Genomic DNA, 23,276 nt, shown 5'->3' on the forward strand with positions numbered 1-23,276 from the left:
CATTGTGGATGAATAGGTGAGGTGAATGGTGGTAGGTGTGAGGTTTTTTCGCCTCCAACAGACAATTCCATCCTGACACCCGACACCCGACACCCGACACCCTTGCTCAACCGAGCTTTCACCTTAAGTTGACACCAATGGGGAGGAGACTAGCCCCTACACCCTGCGCTTGATCGCACGTCACTTAATCAAATCCCCTTAAACTTAGATTCCCTGGCTGTCGAGGGCTTAACCAGATTGAGTGGTCAACAACTCTGCGGGTAAGCGCTTGAATGTTAGTCGTTCGTTCTCCACATCCACAAATATGGTATCACCGTCGCTGAACTCACCCCGCAGCATAGCTTTAGCCAATTGGGTTTCTAATTCTCGCTGAATCGCCCGCTTCAAGGGACGTGCGCCGTACACCGGATCATACCCAACTTCGGCTAAGTAATCGATCGCCTCTTCCGATAGCTTCAGCGACATTTGCCGTTCGGCTAACCGTGTTTCCAGTAGCTGGGTTTGTAGGGACACGATATGGCGTAACTGGTGTTTTTGCAGGGCGTGGAAGATAATCACTTCGTCAATCCGGTTCAAGAACTCTGGACGGAAGCTGGTTCGCATTGCATCCATTACCCGTCCCCGCATTTCGTCATAGTGGGTGTCATCCCCAGCTAAGTCGAGAATGTACTGTGACCCAATATTGCTGGTCATGATAATTACGGTATTCTTGAAGTCTACCGTATGACCTTGAGCATCGGTGACTCGACCATCATCGAGGATTTGCAGCATAATATTGAACACATCATTATGCGCCTTTTCGATTTCGTCGAAGAGAATCACCGCATAGGGGCGTCGCCGAATTGATTCGGTTAACTGACCCCCCTCTTCGTAGCCAACATAGCCGGGAGGCGCACCAATCAGGCGAGAGACGGCGTGTTTTTCCATGTATTCCGACATATCAATCCGCACCAAGGCGTCTTCGGTGTCGAATAGATACGCAGCGAGGGCTTTTGCCAATTCGGTTTTACCGACACCCGTGGGACCCAAGAAAATGAAGCTAGCGGTGGGACGATTGGGGTCAGCTAATCCTGCACGCGATCGCTGAATTGCATCGGCTACCGCAGTAACGGCTTCTTCTTGTCCAACAACTCGTTGATGGAGTTCGTCTTCGAGTTGTAGCAGTTTCTCTTTCTCGGATTCTACCAGTTTGCTGATCGGAATTCCTGTCCACTTGGAGATAATTTCAGCAATATCGGACTCGGTGACTTCTTCCCGCAACAGGGATTTGCCACTGGTTTGGGTATCGTTTAACTGGTGTTCGGAGGCTTGTAAGGATTGTTGTAACTGGGCGAGTTTGCCGTATTTGAGTTCAGCCGCCCGATTCAGGTTGTATTCCCGTTCGGCTTGAGAGATTTCTATATTGACGCGATCAATTTCTTCTTTAATCCCTTGAATCCGATCCAGAACGTCTTTTTCGGATTGCCATTGGGCGTTTAAGGTGCGTTGTGCTTCTTTGAGGTTTGCCAGTTCTTGTTCTAGGCGATCTAAGCGTTCCATGGAGGCTGGATCACTGTCTTTTTGCAAGGACAGTTTCTCCATTTCCAGTTGTAGGATTTTGCGATCGATTTCATCCAATTCTTCCGGTTTGGAGGTAATCTCCATTTTCAGTCGGGCGGCGGATTCATCGACTAAATCAATGGCTTTATCCGGGAGAAAGCGATCGCTAATATACCGGGTGGAGAGGGTGGCGGCGGCGACTAAGGCGCTATCGGAGATTTTAACGCCGTGGTGAACTTCGTAGCGTTCTTTTAACCCTCTGAGAATCGAGATGGTATCGACGACACTGGGTTGATCGACAAAGACTTGTTGGAAACGCCGTTCTAAAGCGGCATCTTTTTCTAAATATTTGCGATACTCGTCTAAGGTTGTCGCCCCAATACAGCGCAACTCCCCTCTAGCTAGCATGGGTTTGAGTAAATTCCCTGCATCCATCGATCCTTGTGTCGCCCCTGCACCAACGACGGTATGGATTTCATCAATAAACATGATGATTTGTCCCTTGGAGTCGGTAACTTCTTTGAGAACGGCTTTCAGGCGTTCTTCAAATTCCCCTCGGAACTTCGCCCCAGCGATTAACGCCCCCATATCCAGGGCGATTAATTTGCGATCCTTCAGGGATTGGGGAACATCGCCAGCGACAATCCGCTGTGCCAATCCTTCTGCGATCGCGGTTTTACCCACTCCGGGTTCCCCAATCAGAACTGGGTTATTTTTAGTGCGACGGGAGAGAATTTGTACCGTGCGGCGAATCTCATCATCTCGCCCAATCACGGGGTCTAGTTTACCGTCTCTAGCGGCTTCGGTTAAATCCCGTCCATATTTCTCTAGGGCTTCATATTTGCCTTCTGGATTTTGATCAGTCACAGTTTGGTTCCCCCGAATCTGGGTAATCGTATTTCTCAGTGTTTGTTCGTCTAGTTTAAATTCCTGAAATAGGCTTTTGCCAAAGCGATCGTCTTTGACATACGCTAACATCAGATGCTCTACGGAGATGTAGTCATCGTTAAATTCTTTACGGTAAGCATCAGCCCGATCTAACAAGGTATCCAGGCTACGCCCCATATAAATCGAGGAACTACTCCCAGACACCTTGGGTTGACGCTGGATAAAGGCGTCGGTGGCTTCCCGGATGCGCTGTACTGGGATTTGGGCTTTATTGAGAATGCTAATTGCCAGCCCTTCTTGATCCAGCAGCGCTTTCATCAAATGTTCGCTTTCAATTTGTTGTTGCTGGGCGGCTTTAACTACATCTGGGGTATGGGCGAGGGCTTCCCAGGCTTTTTCGGTAAACAGATTGGGATTATTGGGTTGCATAGTCAGTCATTAACGTAGAGAATTTGTTTAACTGACCTCATTGTAAAAAGCGGGTGGAGATGGCTGGATCGGTGTTCACGGCTTTTTTACGGCGTATTTCACGACAGAATCGCTATGCTTGCGGATTTAAACGCTGGACATACTCCTGATGTTCTGCTGTCTGTATTCCCTGCTGCAACACTGCCAAAACTTCAGCTAAATTTCCCTCACGTAACGCATTCACTGCTAGCCATAATCCCGGAAAAACATTAGAGCGAATAATCCCGACTTCATCAGGTTCTAAGGAAACATATCTTCCCTCTTCTAAGCGAAACCAATCAATACGATTTTCATAACTTTGCCAGACAATATACTCTTGAACACCATTGCGACGATAGGCATTCAGTTTATCATTTAAATCATAAGAGGCACTCGATGCCGCTACTTCTACAATTAACTCCGGTGCGCCTTCAATATAATCATCCTGAGTAATCCGAGAATTTCCTCCGACTTCCGGTTCAATTCGGAGTAAGGCATCAGGTTGAGGTTCATTATCGGCATCCAGACGGACTGTAGTATTATCAGTAAGATAAACCCCTGGTGTTTGTATTCTGTAAACCAATAACAAACCGATAATTTCACTATGGGGTCTACCGTGACGGTTAGCGCGAACAGGTGAAGCCACGTAAACTACTCCTTCAATTAATTCGGCTTTTTTGTTGTCGGGCATTAGCTGATAGCGACGCTCAAATTCGATGCGAGTGAGGCGATCGCCATTTTCTAGGGGAGGGATAGAAACGGTGGGACTAATTGACATCTGGCACGCTCTAACTGTAATTGCTAACGGTTACGTTTATTTTAGCGTCGATTAGCGTCGAGTGAGAAATTTACAGCGCTTTTGGTAGTTAGTGAGGTACACCGACAGATGCCCGACTTCGTAGGAGTTGTCGGGGATCTTGCTGAGCGCGATCGCTATCAAGTTTTGCCTATCGGTTGGGAAGGGTTGAGTCGCGTCTTTGGTTGTATTATCTATGTAGAAATTAAAGAAGGAAAGATTTGGATTGAGCGCGATGATACGAAAATTGTAGGGGTACGGCAATGCCGTGCCTTACCAGTACCAGATTTTCACGTTGCTGCCTCCAATACTGCCAAGATTTTACCCAAATTTTCCAAGTTATACTCAACGGGAGAAATACTGACAGCTTTGCCATTGATCTGCAAGAATTTCCAGCGATCGCCCGTTGTCACTGCACCATACATCACGTCACTCTGGTTGAATATCTGGGCGGCAATCATTGTGGCAAGGCATTGTCCTAACCCAGCAACAATACTCTCATTTTTGGCTTCGACAATCGTCAAAATCGGAGCCTTGATGTAATAGAATTCCTCCGATGCAGTGACAATAAAATCGCAGCGTCCCTTTAAGCCCAACTCTTCGTTGACGTTGAAGGTTTTACCCGAAAATACGACAACATTCTTTCTCCGACGCAATTCGTTCAGGATGGGAGTGATAATCAGTTCTGACCTCGCTTTTTCAGTATTGGTGGCTAATGCCAGCAGTACATTATCTTCCAAGTCCTGAACTAATCGAGGGCTGGGTTCGACGGGTTCTAGGTTGGCTGTCCAATTAGTTCGTTCATCTAACACTAACTCGAACATTTCCTGTACAATTGGCAGGGTAAACTGTTCGTAAGATGTGGGCTTATCGGTCATTAAACCTACTCCTTCACTCACCAATATACTACTCCAAGCTTTGGCTGTACTCTATTTTATTTCACAGCAAAGGTACGGCAATGCCGTACCCCTACAAGTGCCAACCCTCCTGAAACGTCATGTAGGCATAATGTAGGGGCGGGTTTAGGGATAAACGTTGGATGCGACACCGCTAGCGTTGCTGCAAAACCCGCCCTACCCCTACCTAAAATTGGGTAATAGATTTGATGATTCAATCAGGCGCACATTGGGAAAGGGCGCACGTCAGTAAAGGGCGCACGTCGGCAAAGGGCGCAGGTTAGCAAAGGGCGCACGTCGGTGCGCCCCTACGGTTTCTGGATGGAATTCTTATTTACCCGATTAAATATATTATGCTCCGCATTGTTTACCGTTCACTCATCATCGGGAATCAAACAAGACAAAAGTCTCCCTTTTCAGAGAGACAGATAACCAGGATATATTAATTGAGTCGCTCAATACCCTCTCAGTTAATTATTGTCTTTATTCTTCTGCTTTTTAGCATTCTTTCTATTGACTAACGCACCAAAGCCTAGAGCCGTCGCAGAACCGAACAGAGTCATAGGTTCAGGAACAGGTTCAGGCGTAACGTCAGCCGTCTTAAACGCAACTTCGCCAATTCCTGTCCTAGAAGCACCATGATTACTCAGAATATCCATCTGGATAAATTGGGCGGCGGTGGGATTAAAATTGAATACCTGGGCAGAGCTGGGTTGAGACTGTGTATTAGCATTAAAAGAACCTAAACTCATGAAACTGCCAGCATTTCCAGTAGAAGAAGCCAATAACTCGAAGTCTGATACGCCAAAAGGGGGATTTGCTGAAAAATTCCATAACGCCATCCCTTCCAGGTTGAGAACATTGCCAAAATCGAATGTCACCGATCCAGTGGGATCTAAAGAAACCCAATCTGTTCCTCGTGCAGAAGTGTGTGTGGGATTTCCTGACAAATAAGTATCAAAGTCGGTCACACCAGTGGTATACCCAACGGACAATCCAGATTGGTCAATACTATGAACTAAAGGAAAGTTTTCTCCCATATCTGTTGAAGCCGATTGAGGTTGAACAATTGAAGTGGCTTCGGCTTGAGTAATCGCTCCCAGTGCCATAACTGTAGCGCCAACGGTAACGAGAGATAGTGATTTCAGCATGGTTTAATTAGATGATGTCGTTTGCTTGAGCAGTTAATTTGCTTCAATAAATAAATCATGAATTACCCCCCCCGATGGTGTCAAGATGTATTTTGAAACTTTACAGAAACTTAAAATAATTGAAACTTAAAAATTCATCAGGCGTATAAATGAATTGTGAAATGGCAATCCTGAGAGAATAAGGGTTTCAGGGTCATTTCTGTTCACAAATCATTTGAACTAACGGGAAATTGTTTAACTCGTTTTATAAAGTTGTGATGAAGGAACAGGGCTAAAATAATAAATTTTCATCGCCATCGCCATCGTGTAGGGGCGGGTTTAGGGTTAAACCTTGAATCAACACCGCTAACCTATGTTCAAAACCCGCCCTTAATCCTGGGCATCTCCTCCATAACTTATATTTGATCCAGAGCGCGATCTAAGCCACATTACCCACAAGAGAATACTGGGTGTGGGGTATGGGGTATGGGGTGTGGGGTATGGGGGGAGCGAGCAATTTTGGCTCACTAGGTATTAAGGAAATAAATAAAAAAATAAGGATAGAGAAAAAGGTTATCTCTGCTTAATGACCAGCAGCGTAATGTCATCAAATACCTTTTGCTTACCAATAAAGTGGTGTACATCGTCAATAATGGCTTGCTTGATCTCCTCGGCAGACTTCGACCAACTCTGACTGATTACCTCACACAGCCGAGCCATACCGTACTGCTTTTCGTGAATGTTGTAGGCTTCTGGAATGCCATCGGTGTAGAGTACCACACCATCCCCTGGCTGAAGTTCGACAATCGTATGGTTAATAAATTCAGTAATATTATCGTCGAGACCAATAGGCATCCCTAAATCTATCGTGTCAATGCGTTCTACTGTACTATCAGCCCGCACGATCAGGGTTTCTTCATGCTGACCGCTGATGCTAACCCGACCTTCAGAATAGTTGAGAATCGTCAGGGTCAGGTTTTTGTCAGAATTCATCCGTTCTACATTGTGGTAGATAGTGCGGTTGAGCGTGTCTAAGAATCTCACTGAGTCATATTCCCGGAGTTCTTGCAGAGTTCGCACGGCTGTTTGAGTCATCAGCATCAATAGACCACTTTCCAAGCCATGTCCGGTCACGTCACCAATGCCGATGGTGACCACACCATTCGTCTGTAGCACGTCATAGTAATCACCACCAACTTCATCAGCGGCATCCATATAGCCCACAATCTCCAGCCCCTCGACGTTTTCTAATTCTGCAATTGTCGGCAAGATCATGTCCTGAATCTGACGAGCCACGTCGAGTTCTGCTGACATACGCAGGTTCTCAGCTTTCAGTTTTTCATTGAGGGCAGTAATTTGTTCGTTGGCACTCGCTAACTCCGCTGTGCGTTCTTCAACCTTATCTTCGAGGGTTTCAAAGGATTCTTTGAGCTGTCCTGCCATGCTGTTAAAGGAATGAGCCAGAGTCTCTAGTTCAGTGATGCGACTGCTCTGATCCACCTGTTGATCTAGATCACCCTGAGCCATTTCTTCCGACGCTGCTATGACTTTAAGCATCGGGCGTGTGAGCCAATGGGCAGTCAGAACTCCAAGACCGATCGCGATTCCCAATGCAGCCACTGTCAGCCAGATTGTATTACGAGTATTGGCGTAGATTTGCGCCATGAAGTCAGCTTCCGGGATGGTTACCACGATTAGCCAATCGAGTTCGGGGTAACTGACGAGGGGGGTGACTTGCACAAACTGTCGCTGACCCGCAGCGGTAAAGTTCAACTGGTGCGCGGTGCGGATACCCTTAAGATTGCCAAACTCGTGCTGCAACTGGGCGAAAGTGGCGCCCAGCAGGGAATCGTCGCTATCTGCGGCAGATACACGCTTGACCTCGCCATTGACAACACGGAAGGGTTTCGGCAAGCTCGAACTAGCAATAACTTGACCGGATCGTTCCACAATGAAGGTTTGACCGCGATCGCTAATCTTGATCTCGCGCAAGAAGTCGCCAACTTCAGCCAAGCCGAGGTTATTGGTGAGTACGCCCAGCAAGTTGCCATCCTGGTACAATGGCTGGCTATAGTTGATCGCCAGCATCGAGTCGGTGAAGTAGGTGTGAACCTCACTCCAAGCAGGGGCGCGACTATTCGCCGCAACGCGGTACCAGGGTCGGATACGCGGATCATAGTTGGGAATAACCTCGACGCGCTGGGTGGGATTGCCTGCGGTATCGGTGGCATAGATATGCATATCGCCGCCTGTATTCGCATTAGCGACGACGACACGCAGGGTGTCGTTCTCTTCTAGGCGATCGATAGACAGATAATCGCCCGTGGCGCTCCCGAAAGAAATGTAGTTGGCAGCCGGGAAAAGCTGGATCTTGCGGTGAAAGTGTTGCAGAACTGAATCCGGCGCGGCGCTGTCCACTTCACCCAGGGTAAATGCTTCGGCATTGAGTTGGTTGACCAGAGCGGGAGAATTGAGATAGTTGGTGAGTTTTTGTTGAATGCGGTTAGTCACTTCGCTGCGGAGTTGACTGGCGAGATCATCGACAGCGGCTCTGCCAGTTTGGAACGAGAAAAAGCCAACAATGCCCACAGCGGCAGCAAGTTGTAGCACAAAGGGAGCAACAAGAACGAAAAGGAGCGGTGTTGAGCGATGTTTCATGGTAAATAACTGGACTTTGAACACAGGGAAATGGGTTTGCCCAGATAAATCCATAACGGTATCACATTTATGGGGAATTCTTGTATACAATTTGTCTTGAAACTAAAGTTTTGACAGTGTTGCACTAGGAAATACAGACAGCATTTTATCGGCTGTATAAATGACACCCTGATTGGCGTCAAGTTCAGACAATGCCAAACGCTAAAATAAACGCAACCGTTAGCAATTACAGTGAAGACTTACGCCAAGGCTATATCCGTTCCGTAGGGTGTGTTAGCGTAGCGTAACGCACCTTAACCAATGTATGAGGCGATCGCTCTAAAAAAAGCTGAACTGATAGAAGGAACAGTTTACAGGTTAATTGATTGCCGCGATTAACTCTATGCTTTGTTCCCCCCCTTTTTTTGTCAAGAGATATTCCGAAACTTTACAGAAACTTTAAACTATTAAACGTTGACAATTGATCGGCTGTATAAATGAGTTGTGAAATAGCGATGCTGATAGAACAAGGCTTTCAGTATCATTTTTGTTCACAAATCATTTGAACTCGCTAAAAAAAAGGCATAAAACTGTATAAAGTTTTGATGAAGCGTCGTTAAAGTACGAACTTTAACGAATTTTAACGAACTTTTATCTATTTGTGAATTCTGTTGAATTGTGTACCTTGAAGAAAAGCAACGAATAAGGTCAACAGCCGAGTTTGACAACGCACTGTTTCTACTGTGTTAACTAGAGAGATTCCGATTATGAAAAGCATCGTTACCAAAATTGCTGCGACTGTTGCCACAAGTGCTGCTTTATCCGTAGCCATTGCCGTTGACGCGCCTAAAGCAGAAGCCGCTTCCTACAACCTTTCCTGGACAGGGGATAGTGGCTTCACGGCTGAGGGGATGTTCAGCTTTGATGACAGTTTTCTAGGCGGATTAGTCACGGCAACTGAACTAGATGATTTCATGATTTCCTTCCTTGATCCGGCTGGGATGGAGCTAGCTACTTTTGACTATGATTTCCCCGCTCCAGATACCTCAGGTGAATTCAATTTCAACTTTGATTCAGCCACAGGAAATATCCTGCAACTAGGTAGCTTTGATACGTCAGACGGATTTGATTTAGGGACTGATTTTGATAACGGTGACTTAGGTATTGATTTCTACACGTCTGATGGTGATGAAGGATTCCCATCAGTCGGTACGATTATTCTGGATAACAATCTCACACCAATGGGGTGTGGTGCAGGGACTAATGCGTTACCTTCAGATTGTGAAACTCTAGACATTGGTGGTGAGTTAGTGGCAACTCAAAAGAGTGTTCCCGAACCTGCTTCTATCTTAGGTTTACTCACAGTTGGTGCTTTGGGTGCCACTTCAGCTCTCAAGAAAAAGCAAGCCTCAAGCTAGAAAATGGGTCTTTTTCCTCAAAGCTTGCTAGATTTCGCTTAATTGATCAATAGTATAGCCCCACGGGTTACTCAATCCCTGACCTGGTGGGGCTTTATGTCACAAAATTTTTAACCGTTCCGTTTGACTTGTGTTTGAAAAACGTGCTTAAAAGTTGGTAATGTTTTCTATATTCATCCTCACCCACAACGAAGAAATCGATATCGCTGCTTGTATCGAGTCAGCCAGTCTATCCGATGATGTGATTGTTGTCGATTCCTATAGCAGCGACGCGACAGTAGAAATCGCCCAAGGCTATCCTGTCCGGATTATCCAGCATCCCTTTGAATCCCACGGCAAACAACGCACTTGGATGTTACGCCATGTCCCCACAAAATACGACTGGGTTTACATCCTGGAAGCAGATGAACGGATGACACCTGCACTATTTGCTGAATGTTTAGCAGCGATTAGGAATTCAGAACCCGTTGGATATTATGCGGCGGAACGAGTCATGTTTATGAATCACTGGATTCGTCACAGTACCCAATATCCCCGTTATCAGTTGCGCTTGTTCGATAAACACCAGGTTTGGTTTACGGACTATGGTCATACGGAACGGGAAGTTTGTAACGGCATCACCGGATTTTTAACGGAAACCTATCCCCACTACACCTGTTCCAAAGGCTTTAGTCGCTGGATAGAGAAGCACAATCGTTACTCAACAGATGAAGCCAAAGAAACCCTTTATCAATTAAACCATCACCCGATCAATTGGTCTGATTTATTCTGGGGACGCACCGAAGTTCAACGCCGCCGCGCCTTAAAAGATTTATCGTTACGTTTACCCTGTCGTCCCCTGCTGCGCTGGTTCTATATGTATTTCTTGCTGGGGGGATGTTTAGATGGCAAGGCTGGGTTTACTTGGTGTACGTTGCAAGCATTTTATGAGTATCTGATTTTGCTCAAAGTTGGGGAACTTAAACAAGGTCAAAAGTCAGCAGGCAGGAGTGTAGAATTGGTAAGGGTTACACCGACACAGGAAGTATGCGATCGCGTCGATGACAAGCAAGTGTCAGGTCAAAAATTTTCAGCTACACTCAGTCGCTAAGGATCAATAGGGCTTGCAAGCCGACCTAATCGCCAAATTTTCCCTTAACAGAGGGTTGAAATCCACAGGAGTAATAATGTAGGGGCGCAAAGACTTGCGCCCAAAATCGTTTCCAGCTACGCTATTAAGCTGAGGGCGACCCGATCCAATTGAGTGGAATAGTGTTGTCCATTGATGCAAGCGGGTCGCCCCTACAGTTCGTTCCTTTATCCTATTTGAATCCCTCGCCATAACCATCGTGTAGGGGCGGGTTTAGGCATAAATCTTGAATCAACACCGCTAACCTATGTTCAAAACCCGCCCTTAATCCTGGGCATCTCACCCCTCACTCTTATGCCAAAGATGATTTATAACCGTCATCACTCAACGCTAAAATGAACGTAATCATTAGCGATTACAGTTAGAGAGTGCCAGATGTCAATCAGTCCCACCATTTCTCCTCCTCCCCTAGAAAGTGGCGATCGCCTCACTCGCATCGAATTTGAGCGTCGCTATCAGCAAATGCCAGACAATAAAAAAGCCGAATTAATTGAAGGAGTGGTTTACGTGGCTTCACCCGTTCGCGCCAACCGTCACGGTAAACCCCATGCTCAAATTATCGGTTGGTTGTTAGTGTACGAGTCAGAAACTCCGGGTGCATATCTGGCTGATAATACTACAGTCCGTCTGGATGCCGATAACGAACCTCAACCCGATGCTTTACTGCGAATTGAACCGGAGGTAGGCGGAAATTCTCGAATTACTGAGGATGATTATATTGAAGGCGCACCGGAGTTAATTGTAGAAGTAGCGGCTTCGAGTGCTTCTTATGATTTAAATGATAAATTGAATGCCTATCGTCGCAATGGTGTGCAAGAATATATTGTGTGGCAAAGTTACGAAAATCGTATTGATTGGTTTTGCTTAGAAGAAGGACGATATGTTTCCGTAGAACCCGATGCAGCGGGGATTATTAAATCTCGTGTTTTTCCGGGATTATGGTTAGCGGTAAATGCGTTGCGCGAGGGGAATTTAGCTGAGGTTTTGGCAGTGTTGCAGCAGGGAATCCAGACAGCCGAACATCAGGCATTTGTCCAGCGTTTAAATCCATAAGCGTAGCGATTCTGTAGGGGCGCAAGGCTTGCGCCCAGGATCATTTCTAAATGATTAAGCTGAGGGCGACCCGATTCAATTGAGTGGAATCGTGTTGTTCATTTCATTAAATTCCTCGCCATAACCATCGTGTAGGGGCGGGTTTAGGGATAAACGTTGAATCAACACCGCTAACTTTTGTGCAAAACCCGCCCTTCATCATTGGTGTCTCACCCATCATTGTGTCGGGGCGGGTTTAATCATTATTGCCGCAATTTTTTCAGTGTCTTGATCACTTCCTGAGATGACTTCATATCCCCTTGCTCATAAAACACCTTCGCCGCTTTCTGAAAATCGGCAATTGCTCGTGGTTTATCTCCCAGACGACGATAAGCAAATCCCCGACAGGTTAACGCCGTGGCATTATTTGGATTATCCTGTAAGACATAATTAAACGCTTCAATAGCGCCTTGGAAGTCTTCCTGATTCAACTTTTGTACGCCGATCTTATGGTACTCTTGAGGCGTTGGTTCATCCGTCGCCACGGATACAGGTTCTGGGGATAACGGAGTCGCCAGAGAGAGCGTTTTCACCCTGTCCAAATCCGCGATCGCACCTTGGTAATCCCCCATCGCTGAACGCACGGTACTGCGTTGGTTATAAGCCTCTGTATAATTAGGATCGAGATTCAATACCTGATTATAGGCATTCAGCGCCGCTTGATAATCGCCTAATTGATAGCGTAAATTCCCTCGAACCATTAACCCGTTAATCAGCTTCGAGTCATCATCCTCAACGGCGTCGGGTTCTTCATTCAATGTATCAGCAATCTGTTGGAAAAATGCCTTCGCCGCCACGGGTTCTAGGCGCATGGCTTGGTCAAAATCCTCAATACTTGACCAATTTTCTCCCAATTGCAACCGCACATAACCGCGATTCAGATACGCTTGAGCATCATTGGGATTCAATTCTAAGACATGATCAAAATCCCCAATCGCTTCCTGATACGCTCCCAAAGCGATTTGATTCATCCCCCGGTTAAAATAAGCCGCCGCCAGATTTGAATTAATCGCTAAAGCGCGATCGCAATCTGCAATAGCATCTTGATAGGCTTCTAGTTCAAACCGGGCAATCCCTCGATTCAGATACCCTTCGGCTAAGTTCGGATTCATCCGAATCACTTGATCACAATCCGCGATCGCGCCATCATAGTCTTCTAATGCCAACCGCAGCATACTACGATTCAGATAACTTTTAGCATAATTCGGATCAATTTGCAAGGCTTGATTATAATCCTGCATCGCACCCCAGCGATCATTAAGCGTCGCTAGAATCAAACCGCGATCGCTATAAGCTTGGGCATTTTGAGGATCAAGCCGTAACACTTCATCAAAATCCCCGATCGCCCCCAAAGCGTCTCCCTGACAATAATGACTCATTCCCCGATAATGGTAAGCCTGCGCCAAATCGGGATTAATCTGCAAGGCTTGATTCAACGCCGCGATCGCACGGCGATAGTCCCCTTGCTGAAACGACGCAATTCCCTGACTCAACCAGGTATCGGCGTCAGATTGCACATCCTCCATCCCTGCTGAGGGATTCTCGGATAGTTTAGAATTCCCTGATACAACCATAGTCTCATCCTGCTGATGCTTGTCGCTAGTCATGTCCGTTAACCGAACAAGTTCTCCTCTTCTTGTTTCGCAGGTGCGATCGCTTCATCCGGATTTGTCATTTGTCTTATGTCATTTGTCTTATGTCATTTGTCATTTGTCATTTGTCATTTGTCATTCGTCATTTGTCATACTCGCTATCGCGAGAAGCAAGCTACGTCATTTGCAATAATTGAACGGTTAGGTTGGGGCGGGTTTAGTTACATCAGGGTGAAAACGAAATGTTAGTAGTAAAACCCGCCCCTACAAAAGATGTTTTATCGGAACGCCTCTTTTCCCTCTGCTCCCTCTGCTTCCTCTGCTTCCCCTGCTTCCCCTGCTCCCTCTGCTTCCCCTGCTCCCCCTGCTCCCTCTGCTCCACTCTCACGGTGCCAATTTCCTGACACTGAGCGTTTGCCATTTTTCCACATCTTCCCCACTCCGAACAGGTTCTGGTGTGGAAATGGCTCTCACTTCATCAAAGAAAACCTGAGTGTAGGGAATAACTAACTCTGTGGCTAATTTTTTTTGAACAGTTTGATCAAGATGCTGGTACAGCAAACTTAAATGGGGATTGAGAACATAATTAGAGGGTTTAGCCGAGTTATGGCGTAAGGTTTCGGAAATCTGAGTTAGAATTGCCGATGAGTGAAACTGCACAAATAATGTCTTGGTGTATAGATCGGTATAGCCAACCTGATCGATATCCAGCATAAACCCAGAAACATTCTTTGCGGCTGTTTCGATTAATTCATCAACCGATTCATCAGCCGTATAGTTTTCCGAATAGATAGTGACGTGAGGCTCAAACCTGGGCGCATTATGGGCTTGAGCTAGAGAGTTAATCATCTCTTGAAAAAAGGGTTGATAAGCTGCTGATGGTATCAGCCAGAACGATATTTTAGTATTCATTTGGTATCTAGGACTGTATATCCCATGTAGGGGCGGGTTTAGGGAAATAATTAACCCAGAAATTAATAACGTTTCTACAAAACCCGCCCTTCCTCCCCCTCACACTCAACTGATCACCTAAATCCCAAATTTACAGAATAGCGACGATGACAGTTAGGATTAGGGCGGGTTTCGTTGTTTAATTTAAGATGGGTTTCCTCATTTTATCCCTAAACCCGCCCCTACAAGTAACTGATGATCGTATGGGTAAATTCAGAACTCATCCTCAGAGAAATCTGACAAGTCCGGTGGAACGACAACCCGATCAACCGAAACTTTATGACTTTCCCGTTCACTGTCTAAATCGACAGTAATTGCTTCAAACCGAATTTCCACTGTACCAAAAGGTACAACTAACTGGGTTAAGGCTTCTAATTCCCCCGATTTATTTGGGCTTAAATCCATTAACCAACGGGGTCCATCAAGTAGGGAGCGACTTTGACGATCTTGAACCCATAATTTAACGCCTAAGCGAGCCGAATGAGGGTTCAATTTAATCTTTACCAGTACAGGTTCCCCAGCCGCTAGTTCCTGAGTCGGGATGAATAGTTCTGGTGTGGGTAAGGGTGTTCCTAAGTCGAGTTGAGCCATGTCAGACGTTCTCAGGTGCGATCGCGCTCCTGTTTCTGTCTCAACGGTTCTTGAACCAACTAGCCCAGACGCTGAGGATTCGGTAGTCGGGGGTTCATCTTCAACCACAATTTCTCGCTCCAATAATTCCTCACGATTCAAAGGAGGATGATCGGGTTGGATAGGGGGTTCGAGTTTCGGGATTTCCTCATGATTTAGACTCCCCACTTCCTCGGTGTCTTCATCCCACATCGATTCATCAAAGCCATTTAATTCTTGATCTTCATCATCAGAGGATGGCGGAATTTCTTTGGGTTGAGCAAATAATGGATCAACCTCTGGCTCGGATAGTTCCCCTTCCAACTCAACCAACTCCTCACTAGGGGGTAACTCCACTTTCAGCCATTCGGCTAAATCCGTATCCGTCATTAACGCATTCAAACGCCCCCAGAATCGCTCATTCAGGTTGAGTTCAGTGAAAGCGCGATCAACCGCGATCGGATCTTGATCGATGGGTGCAGCAGTTGACATCGCGGCTGTTTTCCACTCGGATAAGTCTGGATTCGCTATCTCTTCTCCCTGGGAGGATTCGGGTTCCGCCTCTGGTGTTGATGTCCAGACATCGGATATCTCGGTGGACTCTGTAGAAGCCTGTTCAGATGTTTCTGCTAAGGCGGCGAGATTGTCCTCTAGGGGGGGTGTTTCATCTGAGGGTTCAGCGGACTCAGTTCCGGTTTCCGCCTGCATAGAGGCTTCAGTGACCGCCGTGTGAGGAACAGAGATAGTCTCGTTGGTTTCCCCCTCACCTGTTTCCTGCACTAGAGATTCGGTGACAGATGAGTCGATTACGAAGTCTTCTGTTGTATCGTTGGGTGCTGAAGGCGTGGTTTCGGTTGTCTGTTTATCAGTGGGTTCAACAGCTTGCGATCGCGCTTCTGTTTCTGGCTGGATTTGATCAAGGAATTCCGATTCTTTCCCTGAGGTTGGTTTGGGCTGAGAAAAGGTAGGCAAATCCAGGGATTTGGTTAATCCGGGCTGGGATTGGGGTTGATAAAGCTGTGGGGGTAAAGGTTGATCGGATGAGGGTTGGTAGATTAAAGGCTTACGGTTGTTCGGATTATCCACCAAATCAAGAAATATCTGATTCAGAGCAATTGACTGTGACTGGGGTTGTGGGATAGAAACCCCAGGAGTTGTGTCTTCCGATTTTGTCCAATTTCCCGATTGAACCGCAACCAACAATTCATCTAAATCTACCGTGACTGTAAACGGTTGACTGGCTAATGCTGTCCCCGTTGATTCGGACAGGTTAACTTTCCCTAGTAATAAACAGGTTTTGCTGTCTGAGGGAATCTCTAGCGTCTGGCTAAAAGTGACAGGAAAGGCGGATGCGGCGATGGGTGTTTGTACATCCACGACAACCTCTCCGGTTTGCGGATGACGTAATTCATAGTGTAGGATGCCCTGAAACTGATTCGTCTCACTTAGGACAGTTTCCCTAGGGTCTAGCGGATGCACCTTTAACTGATCCACCTGTCCGGCTACAGTTAGAGATTCTCCCCGTTGTGTGACTAAAGCTTCCTCCTCTAGGGTTAAGATTAATCCTTGCCATGACGTATCTTCTTCTGGAGAAAATTCGGATTCTGGGGAGATGGGAATAGGCAATTCTGAGGACTCAGACGCTTCAAATTCTTTGATTACCGGATCAAGTACTTGTTGCAACACTTGCTCTAGCACTTGCAGGGATTGATCCAAGATGGGATTGGAGATAGGAGATTGGGAAGAGGTAGAGGTTTGAATCGGGATATCGGGTTCAGGAATCTCTAACTCAGGTAATGCTTCCGGTGGGGGAGAGGTGGCTTTTGTTTCTGAGGGTGTCGTTTCCTCTCTATCGCCGATTTTGCCATTTGTGGGGTGGGAAATAGAGTGTTCTGTATCTGTTTGAGCGGTTTCTGTCGCCGCTATAGGGGTTTGAGAGGGAGTATGAGGTTGGGGTAATGTGATTGTCTCACTTAGAGTCGGTAACTCAGTTGGAGGGGGGGATTGGGTTGATTGGGGGACAGGGTGAGATGAGTCGAGTGAATCATTATCCGCGATCGCAGGTTGCTCTTGTGTGGAGAGAACCTCTTCTGTCTCTGGGCTATGGAGGGACTCTGGGCTATGGAGGGATGTGATCAATGGGGGGTCAAGTTCCTCTGGATGCGCGGAGTCATTATTTACCGTTTCCGGAGTGATCTCATGTCCTTCTGCCTGATTGAAAACCTCACTCACCTTAGGTACAACCGATAAATGTACCGTTTCCTGCCAAGAATTGCCCAGAAAATCGGACATAATATCGCCACAGCAGCGCAACTCCCACAGACCGGGCTTAAGATAGGTAAAGGGAATAATCACCATTAACCCATCAGGGTTAGTACGGCGCGATCGCTTTTGATACCGTCGCTTGGGTGGTGTTTCATTCGTATCGGTATGCGTCACGCAAATTTCCACATCGGTATTAGCGCGACTCGAATGAGCCACTACCCGGTATCGACCCACATCCAAGTCAAGCTTAGGGGATTTGATCGGTAACCAAGTGAGATCGCCCTCTTTTTGGAGTAGAAATTCCCAATAGTCCATAATCGTTAACGATTCTTCATTAAGTCGTGAGTAGGTTATAGTGAGTCAAAATTTGGTTAACTCGTTCTCGACTCACCGCATCAGAATCATCAGCATGTTGAATCCATAACCCCTCTACTTGACTTTGATTGTAATCAAACGTCTGGGACATTTGGGGGATTAGCTCAACGTCTACTCCTTCTACTTGCCGTAAATGAGCCGCCACCTCTCGATAAACGGCTAAAGGTACTCTCGAACCAGATACATAATATCGTAGTGATTGGCTTGCCACAGGCTGTACGTTTCAATTCACCTAATTTTTCGTTTTCTGGGATACGTTTTTTGGGTTGAATTCCTCCAGGTTACCAAAGTTTGCGAGCTACTGCTTTTAATACAAAGAGACGCGCCATGGCACGTCTCTACAAACTATTTATCCTGACAGATCGCGCTCCTAGCTAGGGCGGGCGATGCTCATTCACCTGACATCAGGCGGGTGGTGGTGGCAAAGCGGTAGAGGATTCGGCTTGTGCTGGAGTTCCCGCAGGTCCTTCACCAACCTGTCTAGCCACTTCTTGACCATATTGCTCCAGAACAACCACTGGCGTCGGACCGCGATTCACTTCAATCCGCTTAACCAGAACTTGTCCGTTGGAAATCCTTTGTCCTTCTTGGACGTAGCGGCTTGGTTCATTGGGAACTTTGACAATAGCTCGAGGCACATTGCCAACTTGGACTACACCCTCAACTTCCACTTGCCTAGCTAATGTAGGATCTGGTAATTTTGGCAGTTCGGGAACCAAGGGAGGGGGTTCCGGAACCGGACTTCCACTGGCTGTCGCACTACCTGGTTGCCCTCCATTACCACCATTACCACCGTTGGCACTCGTTCCTCCTGGTGATGTTGTTGCTCCTGGTACTACATTGGAACCGTTTCCACCCGTTCTTCCTGTGCCACCTGTGCCACCTGTTCCTCTGCTTTGATTGCCACCGCCTGGACTACCTGGACTACCATTACCCGTCCCCCTCCTAACGGGAGGCGAGGGGACTCGCGGAACCACAGGTACAGGTATAGATCGTCCTTGTGCTTGAGGATTAGGCGATACGGTTACTTCCGGTTTTAGGGTCAGGGTAGCAAAGGGATCGCTGCGTCCTTTTTCTACTTTTCTAACTTGCTCCTGGGACGACTGACTTTGGATCAACCCTGATGCTGCTGGCAATCTTGGCTGTGCGCCTACATCAGGATTGGCAAAGGGCGCTACCTCTGGTGCAGTTGGTGACTCGCTTGGCGATTCCTCTGTTGTCGGCTCTGGCACTTCGCCAATTTGTTCAGTATCGTCGCCCTGACAACCTCCTATGTACAATGCTAATACTGTGATCAACCCAACTAATAATTTTTTATGCATGATCGAGTCCCCCCATATTTTTACAGAAGACACCAGACAGAACACCCCAATTAGAAATATATTTCAATTATTTTCTCTACTTACTATTATAGTGAAAGGGTTGGGGATGCTTTGACTACAACTGTTAGTAGCGATCGCGCCATCATCTTTGACACTTACCGTTCCCCACCATTCATAATATTTTTCATGGCGTTGAGTCCTTTTTTCATGCGGCGAGACACGGTTACCACACTAATATTCAACAACTCTGCCACTTCTTTCTGAGTTAAATCATGTAAAAAGACAAATTCCAAAACCTCGCGAGTCCGTTGTTCTAGGTGAACCAGCGCTTGTTGCAGGCGAATTTGGTCTTCTTGTGCCAGTTGAAAACTGCGATATTGCGGATCAGGGACAATATCACCCAAGCTGGTTGTGCCATCTTCTTCGTCCCCAACAGGCGTATCTAGGCTCAGAGGTTCTCGATTCTGATGAGCTAGTTTAATTTCTTGCCATTCGGCTAGAGGAATGTCCAGAACTTCCGCTACTTCTGCATCGGTGGGTTGGCGATTGAGTTCCTCTCGTAACTGGCGAATAATAGCGATAGACTGCTGTTGTAGCGCCAACCAGCGCCGGGGGATACGAATACAACCGCCGCGATCGCGCAAATAGTGCTGAATTTCACCACGAATGTAGGGAATAGCAAAGGAACTAAACGCATTACCCTTGCTGGGAGCAAATCGCTCAATCGCTCGAATCAGACCTAGGCAACCAACCTGTAGCAAGTCTTCATAGCTTTCGGTGCATTGATTGACCCAATAATGAGCTTCTCGTCTAACTAGCCCAATATTGAGATACACTAGCTGGTTGCGAGTCTCTGCGGATTTGGATTGCTGATAGTCTCGCAGCAATCGCAGGCTTTCGTGTTTTAGTTCTTGTTCGTGGGTAATGGAAGTCAGCATAGCAAAAGTAAGGGGGTAGAAGCGTGCGTTGAGTGAGAACCCTTAACTCAAGCCAGCGGTTCGGTGGGAAATTTGCTGCTGGAATCTAGAGGTTCGGATCACTACAGGTCAGGATCACTAATAGATTAGCCAGCTACAGCCGTTTTTCGCAAGTACGGCTACCACAACGCCAGGAAGCAGGAGTAGGGTAAACCCATGAGCTAACGTTTTGGCTAATCTCCAAGGAAAGCAGTCAGTACACCCTAGTATCGCACTATGTTACAGCAGGACTCTGTTTTTGGAAAAATTTAGCTGGAAATCTCAAGCTTGTCTAAAGCATACCCCATTCAGTTAAGTATAACTCATATTTGCGATCGCTCAAGAGAAGCCTCATAGTGCAGTGAGCAGGGAAATAACTGAACGGCTAACATCTCCCCCAGCTTCCAGACGTAGCATGATACGTCTCTACATTGCTCCCCCAGCTCCCCCTAACCACAACACTTATTTAGCAGCCCCTAACTAATTTCTTGCCAACCATTTCTGGGCATTCAATCGCTGTATGGTATAAAACACCAGCAGATCGAGAGACACCTTGCGTTCGTCAATCATAAATGACTCAAGGGTACTGGGTTTGGCTCCCTTGGGCGCACAGGAGAAGGCTTTTTGCGCCTTTATATCCTCATCAGGGAAATATACGTTAAATTGACGCTGACCATTAGCGAAGCGACCAATGACTTGCCAGCAGTCTGGCTGGCTGCTTAAACCGGGAATCGGGAATTTTTCCTTGACAAAATTGACCTCTACATCATCGACACCTTTTTCGCCAAAGGCAGTCTTTAATGCGGGTAGGTACTCTTGTTCGATAAATTCCGGGAACGGTTTGTCCTCAGGTGCTGGTGGTTTCTCTTTTTTTGCTTTAGAGGATTTAGATTTAGCCCCTTGAGCGTCCGGATTAGATTTGTTTTTTTCTGGCATAACGACTCACTTGCAGGTTTTTCTGATAATTTCTCTTTATATTTTTACAGAAAAAGGAGCCATCAATTAACCTGTTGCCCCTCTCTTCGCCGGAATTCATCCGAATTAACCGCCACTGACAGGGGGGATTAGGACAACCTCATCTCCTGCTTGCAAAATCGTATCCGGTTCAACAAACTGGAGGTTGATACCAAAACGAGTCAAATCCCGCCAGGGTTTCAGTTGAGGATGTTCGGCGATTAAGCTATCCAGAAGGACAGATACAGGGGTTTGGGCGGGGAACTCCCGTTGAAGTTCAGGGACGCCGTAGGCGTCTTGATAAGCGGCGAACAGTTTGATGGAGACACAAATCAAAGGTTCAGACATCCGGCGTGATCCGCTAACAAATGCTCCAATCTTTATCCTAACCCGCCCCTGACAATTCCCACCTTGCTCCCCCAGCTTCCCAGCTTCCCCAGCTTCCCCAGCTTCCCCATCTCCCCCATCTTCCCTCCTCTGCCACACTGCACTAGCCTGTGTGACGCACTTTAATCACCGTCTGAGGCAAGACTCCCACCAACAGAGAAAAAGCCTCATTAGGTAATTTAGCAATTGTTTCCGCGTCAAAGAAGCCCTCAAACTGCTCTATCATCTTTTGGGCGCGTTGCAGGGGAACTGGGTTATCCGTAATTTGCATCGTTAATCTCACCCACTGTCGTCGAATCAGATACGCCCGCTGTCGCTCTTCTGATGATTCTGGAGAGAGTAAAGAAATGTTTCCCACAGGTAGCACCCGCTGACAATCCACATCGAATAATCCTCCCACCCCTGAACCGGGTCCAGCAAATTCAGCATGATAGCGCTTGAAGAGAATTAAGCCATTCCGACGCCGAGGATTCACGATCAACAGTTGCTGATCGTGAAGCTGCTGAAGAATTTTTCCTTCCGGTGAGTCATGGGAATTTGGGCTTTGTTTATTCATGCCACTAGAGCCTTGAGCGTTGGCGAAACTATTGGGGCGGGCAAGCACCTCCTCTTCTTCGTAAAGAGTTGTTTGGCAACGCTGGTTATTTTCGCTCTCCATTTCAACTCGTATTGCTTAATTTCAAGGGAGCAGGGATGCACCCAGGTTGAACGCACAACTAATCAATTTATTTGGTTATCAGTCTTTGATAATAACCAAGAAGAGAAGTTTTGTTGATCCTCTATGTTGAATTACCCTATCAAACCAACTCAGATCGGTGTCATTTGTTGCTTCTCGACAAATTTATAACTCTATTTTATGGCATACGGTTACAGCTATAGGTCAGGTCAATCCCTTACAGATGCCTGAATTGGGTCAATATACGCCTATTTGTTAAGAAATTTTATGAAGATTTTGTGAAGAAGTGGGAACGTTTTTTAAAGAAATGGTAAAGCTGGAGCGAGAAACTCGATTCCCAAAGGCGGCAAAGTGGAGATTATGTCCCCAACTGTGTCACTTACCGCCGTGAGGAAAAAATTCCTCTTAGGGTTATCCAGGTGTTCCCGTATTTAAACGCTTGCGTAATAACAAACGTTGAGGATGGCGTCGCCAGAGACTGTAACTCGGCTCTAGATGATGCAGTTGATAGCCCATTTTCAGGTAAAGTTGCCGCGCTTGATCGTTACTATCTAGGACATGAAGGTAAAGATTGGGAAAGCCCCATGCCAAGGATTGACGCTCGCAAGCTAGCAGTAATTGTCCAGCCACACCCCGTCGCCGACAACACCTTCTGACCGCTAAATTAGAAATGTAAGGATAGTGGTGACCTTGAGGTTGCCAGGATGGAGGAGAACGGAGGGCAATTTCGACAGTGCCGACGAGTAGCCCGTCAGCACTATCGCCAGAAGCATCAGGGTTGAGGGCAACAAAACAGGCATAATGGGGAGAATTGCCACGCAGTCGATTCCGCAGATCTTCATAAATTCCTAATCGCCAAATTGGATAAACCAAACGCCAGAGTCCCTGTTGCGAGTGAAAGCTATCCGCTAGAATTTCCGAGAGCGCAATTAGATCTTGGTCTTTTGCCCTCCGGATCGTTAAGCGGGAAGCATCCACAGCCAGCGTCTGCTGAGCTTCAGAAGCAACTTTGTGGGACGTCACGAAAGAAAAGCAGGGGTTCACCATTGCAAAAACATAAAGAGCGCCATCACCACTCCCTTGGGATCAACACTTAACCAGAAATCATCGTCTTTCGTTTCTAGAACGATAGTATTGTACAAGGAGAGCATTGACGAATCACTTCTTCCCACAGCGCTTTCCCAGGGGCATGACACCATCATAAAGCCGATCAAGGC

At 46.8% G+C, this 23,276-nt stretch carries 19 protein-coding genes and 1 pseudogene; 4 read left to right on the forward strand and 16 right to left on the reverse strand.

Going from position 1 to position 23,276, the window contains the following annotated elements:
- Positions 1-228: 228 nt before the first annotated feature.
- Positions 229-2,856 carry an ATP-dependent chaperone ClpB gene (gene clpB, locus RIG66_RS15030; RefSeq protein ID WP_446379319.1) on the reverse strand — a complete coding sequence of 876 codons (2,628 nt, stop codon included), beginning with the start codon at positions 2,854-2,856 and terminating at the stop codon, positions 229-231.
- Positions 2,857-2,968: 112 nt separating this feature from the next.
- Positions 2,969-3,652, reverse strand: coding sequence for a Uma2 family endonuclease (locus RIG66_RS15035; RefSeq protein WP_446379321.1), 684 nt, complete (start codon positions 3,650-3,652; stop codon positions 2,969-2,971).
- 108 nt (positions 3,653-3,760) lie between these two features.
- Here RIG66_RS15035 and RIG66_RS15040 point away from each other — a divergent pair.
- Positions 3,761-3,862: pseudogene (locus RIG66_RS15040) on the forward strand (hypothetical protein); the annotation flags it as partial.
- Between the two features lie 98 nt (positions 3,863-3,960).
- Here the strand turns inward: RIG66_RS15040 and RIG66_RS15045 are convergent.
- The 3 genes from RIG66_RS15045 to RIG66_RS15055 form a co-directional block, all read right to left on the reverse strand.
- Positions 3,961-4,548 carry a hypothetical protein gene (locus RIG66_RS15045; protein WP_446379323.1) on the reverse strand — a complete coding sequence of 196 codons (588 nt, stop codon included), beginning with the start codon at positions 4,546-4,548 and terminating at the stop codon, positions 3,961-3,963.
- Between the two features lie 488 nt (positions 4,549-5,036).
- Positions 5,037-5,717: a PEP-CTERM sorting domain-containing protein gene (locus RIG66_RS15050; protein ID WP_446379325.1), complete on the reverse strand. Its 681-nt coding sequence runs from the start codon at positions 5,715-5,717 to the stop codon at positions 5,037-5,039.
- Positions 5,718-6,269: 552 nt separating this feature from the next.
- On the reverse strand, positions 6,270-8,408 hold the full coding sequence (locus RIG66_RS15055) for a SpoIIE family protein phosphatase (protein ID WP_446379327.1): 2,139 nt from the start codon (positions 8,406-8,408) through the stop codon (positions 6,270-6,272).
- A 692-nt stretch (positions 8,409-9,100) separates the two neighbouring features.
- Between RIG66_RS15055 and RIG66_RS15060 the strand changes: the two genes are divergently transcribed.
- The 3 genes from RIG66_RS15060 (at position 9,101) to RIG66_RS15070 (ending at position 11,933) form a co-directional block, all read left to right on the forward strand.
- Positions 9,101-9,751: a PEP-CTERM sorting domain-containing protein gene (locus RIG66_RS15060; RefSeq protein ID WP_446379329.1), complete on the forward strand. Its 651-nt coding sequence runs from the start codon at positions 9,101-9,103 to the stop codon at positions 9,749-9,751.
- Positions 9,752-9,911: 160 nt separating this feature from the next.
- Positions 9,912-10,841, forward strand: coding sequence for a glycosyltransferase family 2 protein (locus RIG66_RS15065; RefSeq protein ID WP_446379331.1), 930 nt, complete (start codon positions 9,912-9,914; stop codon positions 10,839-10,841).
- A gap of 414 nt (positions 10,842-11,255) precedes the next feature.
- Positions 11,256-11,933 (forward strand): Uma2 family endonuclease, encoded by a 678-nt coding sequence (locus RIG66_RS15070; RefSeq protein WP_446379333.1) that lies wholly within the window; start codon positions 11,256-11,258, stop codon positions 11,931-11,933.
- Between the two features lie 242 nt (positions 11,934-12,175).
- On the opposite strand, the gene RIG66_RS15075 is transcribed toward RIG66_RS15070, so the two are convergent.
- The 11 genes from RIG66_RS15075 to RIG66_RS15125 form a co-directional block, all read right to left on the reverse strand.
- Entirely contained in the window at positions 12,176-13,546 is a 1,371-nt protein-coding gene (locus tag RIG66_RS15075; protein ID WP_446379335.1) for a tetratricopeptide repeat protein, read from the reverse strand.
- Positions 13,547-13,842: 296 nt separating this feature from the next.
- The gene (locus tag RIG66_RS15080) at positions 13,843-13,971 is read right to left on the reverse strand and encodes a hypothetical protein (protein ID WP_446379337.1); all 129 of its coding nucleotides are present in this window, start codon (positions 13,969-13,971) and stop codon (positions 13,843-13,845) included.
- Entirely contained in the window at positions 13,949-14,476 is a 528-nt protein-coding gene (locus tag RIG66_RS15085) for a 2'-5' RNA ligase family protein (RefSeq protein WP_446379339.1), read from the reverse strand. Before RIG66_RS15085 ends, RIG66_RS15080 begins: the two co-directional genes overlap by 23 nt.
- Before the next feature lie 252 nt (positions 14,477-14,728).
- Positions 14,729-17,704, reverse strand: a complete 2,976-nt coding sequence (locus RIG66_RS15090; RefSeq protein ID WP_446379341.1) for a hypothetical protein — start codon at positions 17,702-17,704, stop codon at positions 14,729-14,731.
- A 19-nt stretch (positions 17,705-17,723) separates the two neighbouring features.
- Positions 17,724-17,975, reverse strand: a complete 252-nt coding sequence (locus RIG66_RS15095; RefSeq protein WP_446379343.1) for a hypothetical protein — start codon at positions 17,973-17,975, stop codon at positions 17,724-17,726.
- Between the two features lie 193 nt (positions 17,976-18,168).
- Positions 18,169-19,086 (reverse strand): hypothetical protein, encoded by a 918-nt coding sequence (locus tag RIG66_RS15100; RefSeq protein WP_446379345.1) that lies wholly within the window; start codon positions 19,084-19,086, stop codon positions 18,169-18,171.
- Between the two features lie 155 nt (positions 19,087-19,241).
- The gene (locus RIG66_RS15105) at positions 19,242-20,024 is read right to left on the reverse strand and encodes an RNA polymerase sigma factor SigF (RefSeq protein WP_446379347.1); all 783 of its coding nucleotides are present in this window, start codon (positions 20,022-20,024) and stop codon (positions 19,242-19,244) included.
- A 498-nt stretch (positions 20,025-20,522) separates the two neighbouring features.
- Complete coding sequence (locus tag RIG66_RS15110; RefSeq protein ID WP_446379349.1) at positions 20,523-20,978, reverse strand: DUF2996 domain-containing protein; 456 nt, start codon at positions 20,976-20,978, stop codon at positions 20,523-20,525.
- A gap of 105 nt (positions 20,979-21,083) precedes the next feature.
- A complete protein-coding gene (locus RIG66_RS15115; protein WP_044207491.1) occupies positions 21,084-21,344 on the reverse strand; it encodes a MoaD/ThiS family protein in 261 nt (86 codons plus the stop codon).
- A gap of 142 nt (positions 21,345-21,486) precedes the next feature.
- A complete protein-coding gene (locus RIG66_RS15120) occupies positions 21,487-22,041 on the reverse strand; it encodes a hypothetical protein (RefSeq protein WP_446379351.1) in 555 nt (184 codons plus the stop codon).
- 429 nt (positions 22,042-22,470) lie between these two features.
- On the reverse strand, positions 22,471-23,082 hold the full coding sequence (locus RIG66_RS15125; protein ID WP_446379353.1) for an N-acetyltransferase family protein: 612 nt from the start codon (positions 23,080-23,082) through the stop codon (positions 22,471-22,473).
- Positions 23,083-23,276: the final 194 nt, after the last annotated feature.

The organism is Coleofasciculus sp. E2-BRE-01 (assembly GCF_040221695.1).
In the GTDB taxonomy this organism is placed as follows: Bacteria; Cyanobacteriota; Cyanobacteriia; order Cyanobacteriales; family Coleofasciculaceae; genus Coleofasciculus.